Source organism: uncultured Aquimarina sp. (assembly GCF_947492115.1).
In the GTDB taxonomy this organism is placed as follows: Bacteria; Bacteroidota; Bacteroidia; order Flavobacteriales; family Flavobacteriaceae; genus Aquimarina.
The window spans coordinates 139,017-155,995 of the sequence record NZ_CANLMM010000002.1; the positions used below are offsets into that span (position 1 = coordinate 139,017).

Here is a 16,979-nt window from a genome sequence, read left to right on the forward strand (position 1 = left end):
AATTGGTTCCCTCCCAACCTATTAACCTTCTTAAATTCGAAAAAATGAACTTAACTCGCAAAAAATTTCACATCAAAAAGTACTCTTATTATAATTCGCATCAAGACGCTTATGATCCAATAAAATGATATAAATCTTCTACTTGATTGATATCAATAGAATATAAACGATACTGCCCAATTAACAGACCATCTTCGTTTCTGCTTATTATTTTAAGAATTATTTTTACAGACTTCTAATTTTTAGAAGTTTACTTTTTCCAGACATTATATCTTAGAAACGGTATTAATTATTTTCTACATCTTGATATTCAAAAAAGTCTTTGAATAATATATCTGTACTGATGTTAACTACTTGTTTGTACTATATAAAAAGTAGTAAAACAACTTACGAATACCATTGTTTCATTTCTCTGTTTTTCTTATACCATAAGTAACAATAGAAAGAGAAACAAAAATTACTACACTTAAACATTTAAAAACTTAACTCATGAAAAAAACTAATCTCCATTATGTTATGTTGGCATGTGCCATCATAATACTAATTCTACCGACTGTAAAAATTTATAGCCAAAAATCTATCGGAGATCCTGCGGTTACATTCGATGACTCCAGAAATGATCCAAAATATCCGTTTATGCGAGAATGGCAAAAAGCGGGTGTTGAGGGTGGAATTCCACTAAGAAATACATTACCCATAAAGATTTTATTGACTCCAACAGATTCTGAAGGCATCCAAGACGCTATTGATGATATAGAGACTAATGGAACGCCCAGTGTTATTTTATTAAAAAAGGGAACTTATTCAATAGATCGTCCAATACATCTAAAATCAAATGTAATATTAAGAGGTGAAAACAAAAATGAAGTATTACTAGAAGTTACCATTAGATCAAGACGTGACAATGATGAGCAAGTATTCACATTCGATAATATCCAAAAATCTGGTTTAGAGGATTTAACTTTCGAATATATACCTCCTAAATCCATAACACTTTTCGATGATCGCAATGTAGATCTTAATCGTTATTGTGGGAGTCGTTGTTTTAGTAATGATCCCGCAGGAGAAAAAAACATGTACGTTTCTTTTGTTCGAATGACCCGCAAATCCAAAAACTGCTGGATCGATAATTGTACGTTTAAAAATTCTGGCTCAGATCCTCTAGAGATATGGGGAAATCACATCACCTGCAGAAATAATACTATAGACGCCTGTTACAATAAAGGTGGTGGAGGTAATGGATACTATGATATCCGTGGAGATTATAACCTTTTTGCCTACGAGAAAGTAAGAAGGATTAGACATTTTACTATTCAGCAAAATGCTAAGTATAATGTAGTAACTCAATGTAAGATAGAAGTAGATGTTAATTTTCATAATGGTGACAAGGGTTATAATCTGGTAGAAAACAATACGATTACCAGTTTAAGATGGAGATCATGGGCAGCTTTTGCCTCTGGTGGATCAAAATATGGACATAAAAAACCAGGCCCAAACAATATAGTTTTTAATAATATAACCCGTGGAAGAGGAAATTCAGAACGCTTTAGCGGTGATGATAAAGTGTTCGTTTTTGATCAGTATTCAGAACCACGATTATTACGAAACCAAGCTCCAATCGGTGATACTTTTTATCCTATAGTATTAGATGATTCTGATGGAGATAATACTGACGGAGATGAGAATGAAGAAGAAGATTGCAATAATGCTTTAGTTTTAAAAGCTTCAGAAGACGCTTATCTCCAAGGCACTGCTCGATATAACAAGAGAGAACTTCGAGTAGAAGATAGTAGAAGAGTTTCCTATCTTAAGTTTTCGTTTCCTTCTTCTACAAAACAAAAGGTAAAAAGCGCTAAACTAGAGCTTACTGTATCCTCGGATAGTGGAAATGGATTGATCGAAGTCTATCAAGGAGATTCAAACAATTGGAAAGAAACAACTCTTTCTACTACTAATAAACCGAATATAAAAACAAAATTGGGGTCTCTTAATACGCTTTATAAATTAAAAAAGTCCTACCAATGGACGCTATCCAATATCACCCCAGGAAAGACTATATCTCTTATTATAAAACAAAAAGGTGGAAACGACGTTTCCTTTTCTTCAAAGGAAAATACCAATCCTCCAAAATTAATTCTAGAATTAGAATGTGAAAAAAGATTTACTCAGAGTTTAAACTTAACGATTTTTCCAAATCCTACTAGCGACTTTTTAACTATTTCTGGAGTAAAATCTGGAGAATCTATAATCGTGTATGATCTTTCAGGAAAAAAGAGAAAATCAATAATAGCATCTGATGAAGAGGAAAGGTTAGAGCTCTCGGAATTACCATCAGGTCAATATTTAATTAAAGTATCAGGTAAAAGTTCATTATTTATCAAAGAATAAAATGATCTAAAAGAATTAAAGGTATCTGCAAAGCTTGATTTATCATACTAAATAAGGTAAGAGTAAACATAATCGACATACCATAAAAACTAAATTCCTGAGTGTTTAGAATTTTAAACACTCAGGAATTTAAAAATTATAATAAATGTAACTTGTCTGTATTTATTGACAATACTAGAGGGGCTACAACTTTTTGGAAGTACTTTCATGCTTTACTTTTTTAACATTAAAAAGATTATACAAATGCATTCCTATTAATGTAAAAGATCCAACATACATCAACCATTTTCCGTATGATATATGGAAAAGCTCGGATAGAAGTCCAATTGTAAAAACACTCCATGCTGCCCAAAAAATCCATTTAATTACTCTATGAGTGGTATTCCTAGCAGAATACCAAACCGCTATTAAACTTAACCCTAAAAAAAGATAATCCAGTAATGTCCAGAAACCGGCTCCATGACCATGCTTATCGAGTGTACTCTCCAAAATTGGTCTGGTAGCAAAAAACAAAGGAGTTAATGTACAATGCACTGCACAAAGACTACTTGTCGTAACTCCAAGCCAGTCGGAATAGTTTATTTTTTCGATTCGATACATATATAAATAAGTCCAAAGAATATCTTTAAAAGTTGACTTTTCAGCTGCGAATGCACACAAATCAAACATACATTATTGCAACCAAGTCGCAAAAGTAATCAAAAAAAATTTGCTAGTGCAACTTAGTTGCGATAAATTTGTTTCTATGGGAGTAGTTAGAAAAACTAAATCTGTGAATAGATTACTTCACGCTTTTGATCAGTGCGAAACTGCTATCTCTACGATAGCATTGGTGGAGCAATTCAAAACCGAAATGAATAAATCCACTGTATACCGCATTCTAGATCGTCTAGAAATTGAAGGTACTTTGCATTCCTTTATTGGAAAAGATGGACTTAGATGGTATGCATTGACTCATTGCTCACATACAAATCCTTCGGATATTCATCCACATTTTCAATGTAATGAATGTGGTAAAACTGAGTGTTTGCCCATTAGTATTTCCATTCCTGAAGTTTATAAGTACAATATAGAATCTGCAGCCTTACTCTTAACAGGTAAGTGTAAAAATTGTATTCCCTAACATTGAATAAATATTCAACTAAGTACCTATATAAAAATCACCAACAGACTTCTTTATAAAAGAGTACGGTTTCTTCTATCTTCCTAAAATTTACTCATAAACTTTTTAGCGATTTCTTCTAAATAGTGATCTGCATTACTCATTGCATCTTTTATTCCTGTAGCATATTTTATGACTTCATCTACATACGAAATATTGAAATTGGTGACATTATCTTCATTTAGTTCAATTATGCCACAAAAAACTGCTACTTTAATATTTTTATCTTTTGCTGCCGTAGTAACTCCTTGAATTGTTTTACCTAATAGTGTTTGATCATCTAACTTCCCTTCTCCAGAAATGATCCAATCTGCATCCTCTATTTTTTCATTAAATCCTGCAAGTTTTTTGATTAACTCAATACCAGGTTCTAAGGTTCCTTTTAAAAATACTTTAGACGCAATTCCCATTCCACCAGCGGCACCAGCTCCTTGTACAGATTGTGGTTCTACATTAAAAACAGCACGTAACACTACCGAAAAGTCTTGTAATCCTTTATCTAACATTTCAATATCCTGTGAATTTGCTCCTTTTTGCGCAGCATAAGTAAATGCGGCTCCATTTTTTCCATACAATGGATTTGTTACATCACAAGCAATCTGAAATTGTACGTGACTTAATTTAGGTGTAACCCCATCTGTATTGATCGATGCTATTTTAGATAAATTCGCTCCAATTGGTTGTAGTGGTTGATTCTTTTTATCTAAAAATTGATATCCAAGAGCAGCCGCCATACCAATACCGCAATCATTTGTAGCACTGCCTCCTAATCCTAAAATCACCTTAGTCGCTCCTTTATTTATGACATCTAAAATCATTTCTCCAGTACCATAAGTCGTTGCATTTTTACAATCAAACTGTTCTTCTTTCAATAACTTCATTCCTGAAGCTTCTGCCATTTCGATAAATGCAGTTTGGCTAGTTTCTGAATATAAATAGGATGCTTTTATAGGCTTAAAAAAAGGATCATTTACTTCTATGGTTACCGTTTCTCCGTTTAAATAATAGTTCACCACCTCTATCGTGCCATCTCCGCCGTCAGCTAATGGTAATTTTACAATATCTACATCTGATTTAACTGATTTAATACCTCTTTCTACAGCCAAGCAAAATTCCATAGCTGTTAGTGAATTTTTAAATTTATCTGGTGCTAAAACTATCTTCATAGTAAACAAATTAGCTTAAAATCTTAACAATAGATAATGCTAAAAGACATATAATTACAAAATACACTAAAAGTATGATAACTTCACGTTTCCCTTCTTTGTAGAATACAACCTTTAAACCTTCTTTTTGGGTTCCATTTATCACCAAGCTTAAAGTATATCCAACAACGATAGTAACAATACAACCTATCGCATTCCACCAAAACCAAAATACTTCAGGCACATATAACCACAGCAACATATTAAAAAGCACCCCTGCTACAATACCAATATTAGCTCCAATTGCGTGCGTCTTTTTCGTAAGAATTGCTAATATAAATGCTGCCAAAATAGGTCCATAGAATATAGAACTAATCTTATTAATCACTTCGATTACCGTACCTTCAATGTTTCCAGCAAAAAATGCAAAAAACAAGCATACCAATCCCCAGAAAACTGAGAGCAATCTAGAATACGTAACATATTTCTTATCTGGCATATCTGGCTTAAACCTTTTTATAAAGTCTTCTAAAGTGACTGCCGATAATGAATTTACAGTAGAACTTAAAGATGACATGGCTGCAGACATAATGGCCACAATTAGAATTCCTATAATACCATTAGGAAGATATTTTATAATAAATACTGGTACCATTAGATCTGCACGCTTCCCTTCTAAACTACTGATGTTATCTTGATAGACAACATCCATTAGCTCCTGAAAACCTATATCTTGGATCAATAAAGTTCCTAGAACCAATCCCATTAAGCAATACGTAAGTGTAACTGGAAACCGAAGTAATCCATTAGCCAATAATAATCTTTTTATAGTAGGCATCCCTTTAGCAGATAGTAATCGCTGAGATTGTGTTTGGTCTGTCCCATAATAAGAAGCATATAAAAAGATCCCTCCTATCACCATAGGCCAAAAACCAAATTCGTCATTTTTATCGGCATTATTGAAACCCCATTTCGAGAAGTCAACTGCAGTTAGCCTATCCTTATCGACATGAGTTAAGAAGTTTTCGAAACCTCCTAATTCGCTTATACCATATATTAAACAAACAATGATCCCAAAAAACAAAATACACATCTGTATGACATCTCCCCAAATCACAGCTTTCATTCCTCCTTGAAACGAATAAATCATTGTTATGATACCAATTAACAATACAGAAATCCAGAAATCAATCCCTATCGTAGCCTGTAAGATAAGTGCCATGGTATACACCATAACACCAGTTGCGACTGACCTGCTTATCTGAAATACAAAACTTATTAACAATCTGGATGAAGCATCAAAACGTTTTTCTAAAAATTCATAAACGCTAACAATACCAGAATTATATAATGAAGGGATGATAGCAACCAACAAAAAAGCCATTGCTAATGGAACTCCAAACTCATATGTTAACCATTGCAATCCTCCTCCTTCTTTTAAACCCACAAATGCTGGCGCAGAAATAAAACTAATGGCGGACAACTGTGTGGCCATCGTAGACAAACTAAGAGGAAACCAACTCATGGATTGTCCTCCTAGAAAGTAATCCTTAGAATTCTTATTTTCCTTAAAAAAGTATCCTATTCCCAAAAAAGCCAGTAAATAAACAACTATAATGATGTAATCTATATAATTCATAAGTTTATGCTTTTATATTTAACTTCTTACGTAATTCAGGTTTTATAGAATGCATCCATTCACTTTTCAAAATACTCAATAAAACAATATCAGTTCTTCCTGTTCCGTCTAAAGAAGGGATAAAATTTCGTAACACCCCTTCTTCTATGCAACCTAAACTTTTTAATGCAGATAGGCTTACTTGATTTTCTTCATGCACACCAAATCCAACACGCTCTACTTCTAAATTTTCAAAAATAAATTCTAGTAACAGATACTTACTGTTCTTATTTACCGTAGTCCCTCTAAAATCTTTACCATACCATGTATGCCCCAATTTGATGATCTTTAACTGTTCGGAATAATCATACAATCTAGTTGTTCCTGCCGATCTACCTTGGATTTTATCATATACTATAAACGGATACTCTTTTGAGACCTTTCTATTCTCTAAAGCCTGAGAAACATATACTTCTAATTGCTCAAAACTTCTTCCTTTTTCTAACAAATAAGTCCAGATATCAGGATCGTTTGATTGCACAGAAAGCTCCTTTACATGTTTCTTTTGTAACGGAGACAATCTTACCGTATCATTTTCTAGTATATAGTCTTTTGAAAAATCTAACATTTTCCCATTTTTAATTTCAATGATCTTTACGAACGAATTAAATCAATAAGCAATGCCGCGCTCCAAGAAAAATTGTTACCGCCATATCCTGCATTTTCTTTTTCATGGATTTCTTTTCTAGAATCAAAATATTCATAGAATCCATTCTTTTCTATGATTTCAATGCTATCCTTTTTGATACGCTCCGCAACATCAACATATTCATATTCTGATACCCCACGATATAACATCCAATTTAGATTTATCCACACAGGTCCTCTCCAATATTTCTTAGGATTAAACCGATCACTAGTGGGATCAAAAGAAGCGCATAAATATTGATGATCACCTCCAAATTTATCCAGCATTAACTTGATCATAGAAGTAGCTCTTTGCTTATTCGGAATACCTGCAAACAGAGGTGAGAATGACGATGAAGACAAATATTTAAGAGGCTTTTCATTCCTTAGATCATAATGTATATATGCCCCAACTTCTTCATCAAATAATTTTGTATTGAATGAATGTATCGCCTTGCTCTGCCAGTTATGTAATTGTTTAATTTTTTCCTCATTATTCTCTATAAGATGATATAACTTAATTAAGGACTCATTAGATTTTATTAATAAAGCATTGAATAGTGGATCCTGTACCAAAAATGGCGATAGCTCTGCAATTTTTTGGTCATTATAGTTATGCTCTTTTGCTATTTCTATAATATGTAAATAGTGATCATATTCTCTCTTCGAAGGTCTTTGTGATGCATCTACATGTGTAGTGTCTCTTCTTTCAAAAGTGTACTCTGGAGGATTCATAGTCTCCCAAATATCATCCCAGATCGGAGAATTATCTGTTCCTGATTCCCAATTATGGTATATATAAATTAATCCTTCATCTTTAGGATCTCTGTTATTATAAAAATATTCATGATTAAAATATACTTTATCAATAACCGTCTTTATAAAATTAAGAGTCGCTTCTTTATCAGAACTAATTCTATATAATTCCTCCAATACAAATCCTGTTACCGGAGGTTGGGTCATCCCTGTGGTTTTATATTTTTTGGATGCTTGTGGATGCAAACTTGAGTGATGAAAATCAGCTCCAGGAAAATACGAATCCGTTTCACTATGAAAAACGATATGCGGAATAAAACCATTATCCCACTGCGCGTCTAGTAATGTAAAAATTTCTTTTTCCGCTTTGGACATATCAAAATGCGCAAAGCCAATTGCAATTAAACCGGAATCCCAAAACCACTGAAAAGGATATAAATTCTCGCATGGTATACTAAAGTTACCTTTCCAGTTTTTGTTCAAAACTTCAATTGCTTTTTTCTCTAATGGTTTCATAACAATTCTTGTGGATTAATAAAAGTGCATCACTTGCAGTGAGCTACAAGTGATGTCTTAGTTATCATAAATTCATTAAATGGTTTAAAAACTATAGGTAGCGGTTAGGAAAAATCTACGTGGTAGAATAGGCCTTCCAAAGAAAAATTCCCCATCTGCCGATTGCCCAGCTATTCCCGCTCTAGGATTACCTTCAGTCAGTCCATCACTATCGAACAAATTAAATACAGAAAGTCCAACTCTTATAGAGTTCGAATTTTGCGTTTCGAAAGTATACCCTCCTCCAATTCTTACTATAGAAATAGCATCTAGTTCTACGTTATTAGAATCATCGGTAAATTTAGCACCCGTATGATTTAAGGTAAAATTGGCGTCAATCTTGGAATTATCATAATTGACTCCCAAACTTCCTAAAAAGTTAGGTTGTCTACCGATTTCATTTCCTTCATTAATAGTAGATGTAGTATTATTTACTAAGTCTGTTGTTTCATTTTTAGTAATCTCATGATTCTGATAGGTAAGTGTCGCATTAATAGTAAGATCATCTATTAATCGGTATTGCCCTGTAGCTTCTAATCCAAAAGTCCTCGTTGTTTGTTCACTTCTGGCTTGGTCTACTAATTGTCCTCCAGATATGGCTTGATCAATTCTGATACGATCACTGAGGTTGACAAAGTAACCAGCTACCGAACCAGAAAAAGCGCCTGTTCCAAACTTAGCTCCTAACTCTCCTTGAATAATAGTTTCTGCTTCATAATTCGTATCTCTAATACCTGGTGTAGGTGCAAAACCTCTTTGCTGTGGAAAGAAGAATCCTCTAGAAAAATTCGCATACAGATTAGTAGATTCTGTCAACTCATATAATCCAGCTAAAGAAATCGCCCAAGCTGTATCATCAATTTCACCAGTTGTAAAACTACCATCTGCAAAACTTACATTTTGTAAATCTGCTGTTAACTCAGGATCCTCGTATACCTGTGTTTCTTCTAATCCTCCTCTTCTAAAAGTACCTTTTGTATTTTCGATACGAAGTCCAACATCAAAACGCCATTTATCAAATACCATTTCATCAGTAAAATAAAAAGCAGTTCTACTTTGAGTTAGAAAATTATTGGCAGTCATACCTATTCTGTTATACAACCCTCCATCAGAATAAATCACATTACCTCCTCCTGCTTCGGTATAACTTAAATTTACCAATCGTGGATTATTATTAAATTCAGAAAGTACTCTGTATTGAAAATTCACATCTTCGGCTTCCGTTCTTCCCAGAAAAGTACCTAATGTAAAAGTATGATTTCCATCGCCTGATTTCAGTATTAAGTTTGCTTCTCCTGAATAATCGGTCATCGGTCGTAAACGATCTACGTGTAGGTTTTCTACCACCAAATCGGTTCCATTAATCTGCTCTCCAGATCCACCTTGATAAGTAGCATCAAAACCTGTGTTGCCAGGAGCAACTTCAGCCACATAATTATCCAATGTGATTGGATTTCCGAAATTACCATTACCTCCTACATATAAAGCAAAATTGTGCTGATAATTAGCATACTTTGCTTTCGCTTTAAACTTCAAATTATCGGTTAGGTTATAATTAAAATCTGCTAAAAGATATCCTCCGCGAGTAAAAACACCATCATCGATAGGACTTTGATATACGCCTCCTGGTGTTAGAAAAGAAGTATTCGCTAGTTCTCCTGATAAAAGTTGTTCTACTTCATCTCCGTCATTTCCTCTAATACGCTCTCTAGATCCTCCTTGTAGCGGCAATGGTAAAAAGAACTGTGCTCTATCATTGATAAATTGTCCATGCACTGTAAAAGAACCATTATTAAATTTCTTTTTAATATTCGCTCTAAACTGCACTCCTCTGGTATCCAATCCAGTTTCAATAGGACCATTATCTTTTCTTACAAAACCTGTAAAGGCGTAATAAGTATTAGAATCTTCTCCACCTAATCTTCCTCCAGTATAAAAGTCTGTTTTTAGTCTTCCCCTATTTCCATATTCAACATTAATTAAAGTTTCATCATTCGTATCCCCTGTTTTACTTGTATAGTTTATAATACCAGCAACCGATCCAGCACCGTATAGTACGGCAGCACCACCACGTACAAATTCTACTCCTTTGAAACCGATATCAGGTCTAGCATATACATCATGTGCGGAAGAATTTAAACCAAAGGTGCTGATTAGTGGCATTCCATCATACTGCAATGGATTAAATACATACTGACCTCCAGAAGGAAGTCCTCTTACGAATAAGTTCGTCGCGGTTTCTCCTCCTCCACCTTCTGCAGTAATACCTGGTACATCTCTTAAGATATCTGCCTGGCTATTGGCTGATAACTTTGTGATTTCTTCTATTCCTTTAGAGCTAATGGATAAAGGTGCCTGCTTTTGTGATCTAAACGTAGAAGAGGCAGTAAGTACAACTTCATCTAGGGTATTACCCTCTTGTAAGGTAATTTGAAGTATTATTGGTGTTCCATTAAGCTCAATGGATTCTGTATAGGTTTTAAACCCCAAAAAAGAAACCTGTATTTTCTTTGAACCGGTAAGATTTGTAGAAAAACTGAATTTTCCATCAAAATCTGATACAGTTCCTGAATTACTATCTAAAATAGTGATGTTCGCTCCTAAAAGAGGCACACCTGCGTTATCTGTAACAGTTCCTGAAATCTCTGTTTGCGAGAATACTACTATTGTGCTAAATGCACACAGTAATAAAGTGATAGCTTTTTTCATTATAAATGTGTTTATGTGAAATATGATTTAAATTTATTGCTATAATCTTATAAAAAAGACTAAAAAATTATCATTTTTGTATGCAAACGTTTTCGCAAACGTTTGCATTTTGATTCCATGAATTCCACATTATGAAAAAAGAAATCACCACCATGAAAATGTTAGCGCAGGCTTTAAACCTCTCCATTTCTACAGTTTCTAGAGCGCTAAATGACCATCCTGATATAAGTGAAGAAACTAAAGTCAAAGTGAAACAGCTTGCACAATCCAAAAACTACATCCCTAACATTTTCGCTAAAGGATTTAGAAAACATAAATCAAATATCATTGGTGTAATTGTACCTAACATTACTCATTATTTTACTGCAACAATCGTTAGAGGTATTCTAGAACAAGCTTCATTACAAGGATACCGTGTTATTATCTCAGAATCCAACGATGATGTCAATAAACAAAATGAAATGTTCCATACCATGATACAGTTTGGCGTAGATGGTATATTAGCGTCTTTAACAAAAATGACCAGAGATATTGGAAATATCTTACCTATTATAGATACACTTCCACTTATTTTATTCGATAAAGTCTCTGATAAAATTCCTTGTACTCAGATTACCATCAATGATGAAGAAGCTGCTTTTAATGCTGTGGAACATCTCATTAATATAGGTAAGAAAAGAATTGCAATCATTAAAGAAAGAGAATTCTCATATACTTCAGAAAAAAGATATGCAGGATATTTAAGAGCTTTAAAAGAACATCAAATAGAAGTTGATGAAAAAATAATCATTAGTGTTGATGACATCTCTTTAACACAAGGAAAAAGAATGGCTAATATTTTATTGAGTATTAAAAAAAGACCCGATGCAATTTTCGCCATAACGGATAGTGCTGCTATTGGTGTCATACAAACTCTGAATAAGTTTAATATTAAAATCCCTGAGGATATTGCCGTTGTTGGTTTTAGCAATTCTAGAAACGCAACCATAATCAAGCCCAATCTTACCACAGTAAATCAACCAGGAAATACTATTGGAAAAACGGCAACAAAATATCTCATTCAGGAAATTGAAAATGAAAATGATAACGATATTATTGTAAAAAAAACTATCGAAATCAAAACAGAATTAATCGTTCGGGAATCAACTTTTAGTGTATCCTAAAAAGCTGTTTCTATTTGGAATAGACGTAAATCAACCATGCTATTTAGATTATGTGTATTTTTATTTTCAAGGATTTTTAAAAACTACGATCTACAACTTATGTATTCTTATTACAAGATTATCTTTTTGTTTTTACTGCTTGTATCTATTCCAAAAAGCATACAAGCCCAACAAAACGTTATTGATAGTCTGAAAAATGAATTAAAAATTCATCTTCAAAAAGATACAATTCGTGTAAGAATACTAAATAATCTAGCCTATTATAACTATCGAAACAACCCAACTACATCTTTAGAATATGCTGAATTAGCTGGAAAACTAGCCGACGAAATACAATCCACAAAAGGAAAAGCTCGTAGTTTTTATATGAAGGGAATCACCTATATGGAACGAAGTAATTACCAAATAGCTATTGGAAATTATGAAAAAGCTATAGAACTATATACGGCAATAGGTGATTTAAGAGGATTAGCGGGTTGTTATAATGCGATGGGAGTTTTAAATAACTACAGAGGAAACCTTCAACCGGCTTTAGAATATTTTGAAAAAGCTTTAGAAATAGATCAGAAACTTGGTGAGAAAAAAAATCTAGCGAATTATCTTTATAATATTGGTAGTATTTTTTCCAGTACTGGAAAAAACGAAGAAGCGCTTACCAATTTTCAAGAAGCATTGCAGCTATATACCAATACCAAGAATCAATATGGTATCATTACTTGTTTAAATGCAATTGCCATTGTATATCAAGATCAAGGAAATTACCCTCTTGCCCTAGAATACCAAAACAAATCCTTAGAAATTGCCGAAAAAAATAAAGATTACAGCAGCATTTTCAAGTCTTTTAATAACATTGGTAACATTTATAGGCAACAGAAATTGTATGATAAGGCATTAAATTTTTACAACCAGGCACTGGCAATAAAAAATAGTAATAGTGATACCAGAAGTATTTATGCTATTAAAAATAATATAGCCGCTATCTTTATTGATAAAAAAGAGTTTGCGAACTCAATCCCTTATTTCACAGAGGTTATTGAATTTAGCAGAACGATTAAAAATAATGAACAGTTAGCAATTAGTCTTAATGGGTTAGGACATGCTTATATAGGAATTAAAAACTATCCAAAGGCTTTAGCTAATTTTCAGGAAGCACAGAAAATAACTACGATTAGCCAAAAGCAATATGATTTGACTGAATCTTACATTGGTATGTCTCTGGTATATTACTATATGAAAAAATACAAGTTAGCCTTAACTAATGCCGAAAAAGGAGCTCAACTATCTCAAAAATATAAATTCTTAATTCATGAAAGAAATGCTTATGAATTACTTTCCAAAATAAACAAAGAATTAGAACAGCACGAAAAAGCGTATATCAGCAACCAACAACTAAAAGTACTCGATGATAGTCTTTATAACAGAGAAAATATTCAGAAGATGACAGAAATAGAGTATGAATACAAATATAAAAACGAATTAGAATCCGCTGAAAAAAGAGAACTCAAGCTTACGCAAACTGTAAAAACCACCACCAACGATTTAGAGAAATCGCAACGAAATTCTTTTATCGCGATTATCATCATCCTATTAATATCCATCGTTTTAGGAAGTATTATCTTCATTTTGAAATTGAGACATGTAAATGCTAAAAATCAAAACATCCTAATCGAGCAAAAATTATTAAGATCTCAGATGACTCCTCATTTTATTTTTAATTCTTTGTCTGTCTTGCAAGGGATGATTTTGGATAAAGAAGAAAAAAAATCAATTACTTATCTATCTAAGTTTTCTAAACTAATGAGACTCATCTTAGAAAACTCTAGAGAAAAAACAGTCTCCCTTTCAGAAGAATTAAAAGCTGTAGAAAACTATTTGGCGCTTCAAAATCTAGAAAATTCTTTATTCCAATATAGTATACATGTTGAGGACACCATTGATACCTCTGAATTTCAAATTCCACCAATGTTAATTCAACCATTTGTAGAAAATGCAATCGAACATGCTTTTGAGAATCAACCTGAGAAAAGAATCATTGAAGTAGAGATATTGTATAAAGATGAAGATTTGATTTGCAAAATTATAGATAATGGGATAGGAATCGATGCAAAAGAACCAAGTACAAACCAACATAAAAATTCAGTATCCACTGCCATAACCTCTGAACGATTGAAGATGCTCTCCAAAGAATTCAAAAAACGAGGTTCAGTAGTGATAGAAGATCGAAAGAAATATAATGAGCAAGGAACAATCGTTATTTTGGTTATACCTTATAAAACAGTAATAGACTTATGAAAGCACTAATTATAGAAGATAAAGAATTTATCAGAAAAGGCTTATTAAATCTATTGCAACTTATCGAAACACCTGTAGAAGTCATTGGAGAATGCGGATCTGTAAAAGATGCTGTAGTTGTAGCAAATGCCTGTAAGCCAGAACTGGTTTTTCTAGATATTAACCTTACAGACGGCACTGGTTTTGATTTCCTAACCCAGACGGAAAACTTGTCATTTAAAGTTATTTTTATTACTGCGTTTGAAGAACATGCATTACAAGCCTTAAAATTTGGAGCTGTAGATTATCTGCTAAAACCTGTTGACATCGAAGAATTGGAAATAGCACTAGAGAAAGTTACTAAACTGCCCATCAATACCCAAAAAGAACAGTTAAAAATTGCCAAAGATGCTTTAAAAAATGAGTACTCCAAAATTATACTTTCGTTACACGATAGCTTTCAAGTTATAAATCTAGAAGAACTTTTGTTTTGTGAATCAGATAAAGGATACACCACTTTCTATTGTAACAATAACAAAAAATATGTGGTTTCTAAAACGTTAAAAGAGTTTGAGGAGCGTCTTTTGCAAACTCATTTCACCAGACCACATCAATCATTTATTGTTAATTTAAATTTTATCGACAAATATGATAAGTCAGGTGTTATCTATCTGAAAAACGGAAAAAAGATACCAGTATCCACTCGAAAAAAAGAACAGTTCCTAGAGCTATTCTTACGCTGGAATAAAAGTTAACACCTCACATTTACAGATTTTTTATAAAAATCCACACTTATAGATTCTAAAGCAGCGAAAATAGATTCTCTATTTTTTAATGCAACTCTACACTATACTTTTAGCAGTGTTAACCTAAAATAACACTACTATGAAAGTTATACACAATGCAGCTATCATCATTTCTATACTAATAATAATCATCTCTTGTGGATCTGGAGATGAATATACTACTGATAAAAAAGGTTTTGCTGCCATAGAAAAAGAATTGAAAGACAAATTTGGCAACAATGCTTATTTCACCGAACTATCTATCACCCATAATACAGCTGTTGGAAATATTGTAAGTGTTACAGTTACTAAAGCACCAGAATCCTTAAAAATGGGACAATGGAATTTATTACAAGCTACTTGGAAACAAAACTCTGAAATATCCTTAGAAGTACCAGAAGGAAGTAAGGCAGCAGACTTTATGTTTCAATTAAATAACAAAATCAATCTACCAAAACTAGGCGAATTGGTCGAAAAATCCAGTATCCAATTGCAAAACGAAAAAGGCATTAAAAACCCTTTGCTAAACATAGCTTTTATAAAGTTTCCTAAAAATGGAGATGCTTCTAAAACAGAATACCACGTGAATCTAAAACCTAAAGATGGAGACACCAACTTTAGATTCAACTATGATTTAGATGGAAACCTAATCGAAATGCATTATTAAAATAAACTCAAAATGGAAAAAATAATTACAACCACAAACGAATACATTTCTTTAGATGCTTTGTATGAAGTTATAAAGACGATATCCACACTTAGTGCTACAAAAGAATACGACTCTTGGGAAGTACGGAGAGATTCAAATGGACAAATGGCGCAATGCATTGTAATCAAAAAAAGTGCAATGCATGCTATTAAACTCTACTTAACAAACACTAATGAAGTTAAAATTAACTATATTATACCAAACAAAATGATGCACGCATATTTTGGAAAAAGTGTGAAAGTAAGAAGAGATATTATTGAAATACTGACGGGAAAAATAAAAGATATTATTCTTGCTCCTTCTCAGAAAAAGGTTTTTGAAGAACTGCAAACAATTGTATGTAAAGTAATAACTTAACCTAGATTAACTTATAATAATGTGCAATTATTAAATCGTTTTTACAAAAGATTGAAAAATTACCTATACATCAATTAATGAAGATATTTAAACAAATAATAGCATACATTTTTTGGACAATTATATCCATAATGTTAGGTATTTGTTATATGAGAATTCTTGTCGGACCTTTTAACATTACAAAAGAAGGAATAGGATATATACTATACATCTTCTATAATTTAGGGTTATTTTATGTAGGACTTGCTGTGGGTATCGTTATAGCACTCTTTTTCATCCTGTTCGATATTTTTTATCCAAAAAAGAAATTACAAAATAATAAGAACGCTCTGTTAGTTCGAGTGGTATTGCTCTTTTTTATCGCATTGATTGTGGCAGGCACCCACTTTTTATTAGAAAAAGTAATAGATGTCATCTAAAAAAATGAATACAGAACAACTTAAAAAAATACTCTTGGAACATATTAAACAAGGGAATGCTTTTACGCAAGAAGTTCGTGATATTTTGATGAATTATAAAAATAATGGAGGAACACAAAACAAAGTTGTAGCATTATTAAACCAAATAAAAACAGAAAATCCTGACAACCTATCTATCCAGGATGGAGCCGATGATGTTTTAGATATAGCCACTGGTTATTGCGGACTTTCGATGCGTGTTTGGGATTAAAAATA

15 protein-coding genes are annotated in these 16,979 nt (G+C 32.7%); 9 read left to right on the plus strand and 6 right to left on the minus strand.

Annotated features, from left to right (window positions below):
• The first annotated feature begins 489 nt into the window (after positions 1 to 489).
• Positions 490 to 2,388, plus strand: coding sequence for a glycosyl hydrolase family 28-related protein (locus tag Q1A73_RS05955; protein WP_299602891.1), 1,899 nt, complete (start codon positions 490 to 492; stop codon positions 2,386 to 2,388).
• A 183-nt stretch (positions 2,389 to 2,571) separates the two neighbouring features.
• On the opposite strand, the gene Q1A73_RS05960 is transcribed toward Q1A73_RS05955, so the two are convergent.
• Positions 2,572 to 3,057, minus strand: a complete 486-nt coding sequence (locus Q1A73_RS05960; RefSeq protein ID WP_299602894.1) for a MerC domain-containing protein — start codon at positions 3,055 to 3,057, stop codon at positions 2,572 to 2,574.
• A 46-nt stretch (positions 3,058 to 3,103) separates the two neighbouring features.
• On the opposite strand from Q1A73_RS05960, the gene Q1A73_RS05965 reads away from it, so the two are divergent.
• A complete protein-coding gene (locus tag Q1A73_RS05965; RefSeq protein WP_299602897.1) occupies positions 3,104 to 3,511 on the plus strand; it encodes a transcriptional repressor in 408 nt (135 codons plus the stop codon).
• An 83-nt stretch (positions 3,512 to 3,594) separates the two neighbouring features.
• Here the strand turns inward: Q1A73_RS05965 and Q1A73_RS05970 are convergent, their stop codons facing one another.
• The 5 genes from Q1A73_RS05970 to Q1A73_RS05990 all read right to left on the minus strand — a co-directional run bounded on the left by Q1A73_RS05970 (position 3,595) and on the right by Q1A73_RS05990 (position 11,020).
• Positions 3,595 to 4,716, minus strand: a complete 1,122-nt coding sequence (locus Q1A73_RS05970; RefSeq protein ID WP_299602899.1) for a glycerate kinase — start codon at positions 4,714 to 4,716, stop codon at positions 3,595 to 3,597.
• 10 nt (positions 4,717 to 4,726) lie between these two features.
• Positions 4,727 to 6,334 (minus strand): sodium:solute symporter, encoded by a 1,608-nt coding sequence (locus Q1A73_RS05975; protein ID WP_299602901.1) that lies wholly within the window; start codon positions 6,332 to 6,334, stop codon positions 4,727 to 4,729.
• Positions 6,335 to 6,338: 4 nt separating this feature from the next.
• On the minus strand, positions 6,339 to 6,941 hold the full coding sequence (locus tag Q1A73_RS05980) for a GNAT family protein (protein WP_299602903.1): 603 nt from the start codon (positions 6,939 to 6,941) through the stop codon (positions 6,339 to 6,341).
• Positions 6,942 to 6,967: 26 nt separating this feature from the next.
• Entirely contained in the window at positions 6,968 to 8,272 is a 1,305-nt protein-coding gene (locus tag Q1A73_RS05985; protein WP_299602905.1) for a trehalase family glycosidase, read from the minus strand.
• Positions 8,273 to 8,356: 84 nt separating this feature from the next.
• Positions 8,357 to 11,020 carry a TonB-dependent receptor gene (locus Q1A73_RS05990; RefSeq protein ID WP_299602908.1) on the minus strand — a complete coding sequence of 888 codons (2,664 nt, stop codon included), beginning with the start codon at positions 11,018 to 11,020 and terminating at the stop codon, positions 8,357 to 8,359.
• A 131-nt stretch (positions 11,021 to 11,151) separates the two neighbouring features.
• On the opposite strand from Q1A73_RS05990, the gene Q1A73_RS05995 reads away from it, so the two are divergent.
• The 7 genes from Q1A73_RS05995 (at position 11,152) to Q1A73_RS06025 (ending at position 16,974) form a co-directional block, all read left to right on the plus strand.
• A complete protein-coding gene (locus Q1A73_RS05995) occupies positions 11,152 to 12,183 on the plus strand; it encodes a LacI family DNA-binding transcriptional regulator (protein WP_299602910.1) in 1,032 nt (343 codons plus the stop codon).
• A 99-nt stretch (positions 12,184 to 12,282) separates the two neighbouring features.
• Positions 12,283 to 14,475, plus strand: coding sequence for a tetratricopeptide repeat protein (locus Q1A73_RS06000; protein ID WP_299602913.1), 2,193 nt, complete (start codon positions 12,283 to 12,285; stop codon positions 14,473 to 14,475).
• On the plus strand, positions 14,472 to 15,209 hold the full coding sequence (locus Q1A73_RS06005) for a LytTR family DNA-binding domain-containing protein (protein ID WP_299602916.1): 738 nt from the start codon (positions 14,472 to 14,474) through the stop codon (positions 15,207 to 15,209). The genes Q1A73_RS06000 and Q1A73_RS06005 overlap by 4 nt, the downstream gene beginning before the upstream one ends.
• A gap of 130 nt (positions 15,210 to 15,339) precedes the next feature.
• On the plus strand, positions 15,340 to 15,906 hold the full coding sequence (locus tag Q1A73_RS06010) for a hypothetical protein (protein ID WP_299602919.1): 567 nt from the start codon (positions 15,340 to 15,342) through the stop codon (positions 15,904 to 15,906).
• Positions 15,907 to 15,918: 12 nt separating this feature from the next.
• Complete coding sequence (locus tag Q1A73_RS06015) at positions 15,919 to 16,305, plus strand: hypothetical protein (RefSeq protein ID WP_299602922.1); 387 nt, start codon at positions 15,919 to 15,921, stop codon at positions 16,303 to 16,305.
• Positions 16,306 to 16,454: 149 nt separating this feature from the next.
• The gene (locus tag Q1A73_RS06020) at positions 16,455 to 16,724 is read left to right on the plus strand and encodes a hypothetical protein (RefSeq protein WP_299602925.1); all 270 of its coding nucleotides are present in this window, start codon (positions 16,455 to 16,457) and stop codon (positions 16,722 to 16,724) included.
• A complete protein-coding gene (locus Q1A73_RS06025) occupies positions 16,714 to 16,974 on the plus strand; it encodes a hypothetical protein (RefSeq protein ID WP_299602928.1) in 261 nt (86 codons plus the stop codon). Before Q1A73_RS06020 ends, Q1A73_RS06025 begins: the two co-directional genes overlap by 11 nt.
• Positions 16,975 to 16,979: the final 5 nt, after the last annotated feature.

Coding starts and splice junctions, on each gene's coding strand:
- Q1A73_RS05955 (WP_299602891.1), top strand. CDS start 490: ATGAAAAAAACTAATCTCCATTATGTTATGTTGGCATGTGCCATCATA.
- Q1A73_RS05960 (WP_299602894.1), bottom strand. CDS start 3,057: ATGTTTGATTTGTGTGCATTCGCAGCTGAAAAGTCAACTTTTAAAGAT.
- Q1A73_RS05970 (WP_299602899.1), bottom strand. CDS start 4,716: ATGAAGATAGTTTTAGCACCAGATAAATTTAAAAATTCACTAACAGCT.
- Q1A73_RS05975 (WP_299602901.1), bottom strand. CDS start 6,334: ATGAATTATATAGATTACATCATTATAGTTGTTTATTTACTGGCTTTT.
- Q1A73_RS05980 (WP_299602903.1), bottom strand. CDS start 6,941: ATGTTAGATTTTTCAAAAGACTATATACTAGAAAATGATACGGTAAGA.
- Q1A73_RS05985 (WP_299602905.1), bottom strand. CDS start 8,272: ATGAAACCATTAGAGAAAAAAGCAATTGAAGTTTTGAACAAAAACTGG.
- Q1A73_RS05990 (WP_299602908.1), bottom strand. CDS start 11,020: ATGAAAAAAGCTATCACTTTATTACTGTGTGCATTTAGCACAATAGTA.
- Q1A73_RS05995 (WP_299602910.1), top strand. CDS start 11,152: ATGAAAAAAGAAATCACCACCATGAAAATGTTAGCGCAGGCTTTAAAC.
- Q1A73_RS06000 (WP_299602913.1), top strand. CDS start 12,283: ATGTATTCTTATTACAAGATTATCTTTTTGTTTTTACTGCTTGTATCT.
- Q1A73_RS06005 (WP_299602916.1), top strand. CDS start 14,472: ATGAAAGCACTAATTATAGAAGATAAAGAATTTATCAGAAAAGGCTTA.
- Q1A73_RS06010 (WP_299602919.1), top strand. CDS start 15,340: ATGAAAGTTATACACAATGCAGCTATCATCATTTCTATACTAATAATA.
- Q1A73_RS06015 (WP_299602922.1), top strand. CDS start 15,919: ATGGAAAAAATAATTACAACCACAAACGAATACATTTCTTTAGATGCT.
- Q1A73_RS06020 (WP_299602925.1), top strand. CDS start 16,455: ATGAGAATTCTTGTCGGACCTTTTAACATTACAAAAGAAGGAATAGGA.
- Q1A73_RS06025 (WP_299602928.1), top strand. CDS start 16,714: ATGTCATCTAAAAAAATGAATACAGAACAACTTAAAAAAATACTCTTG.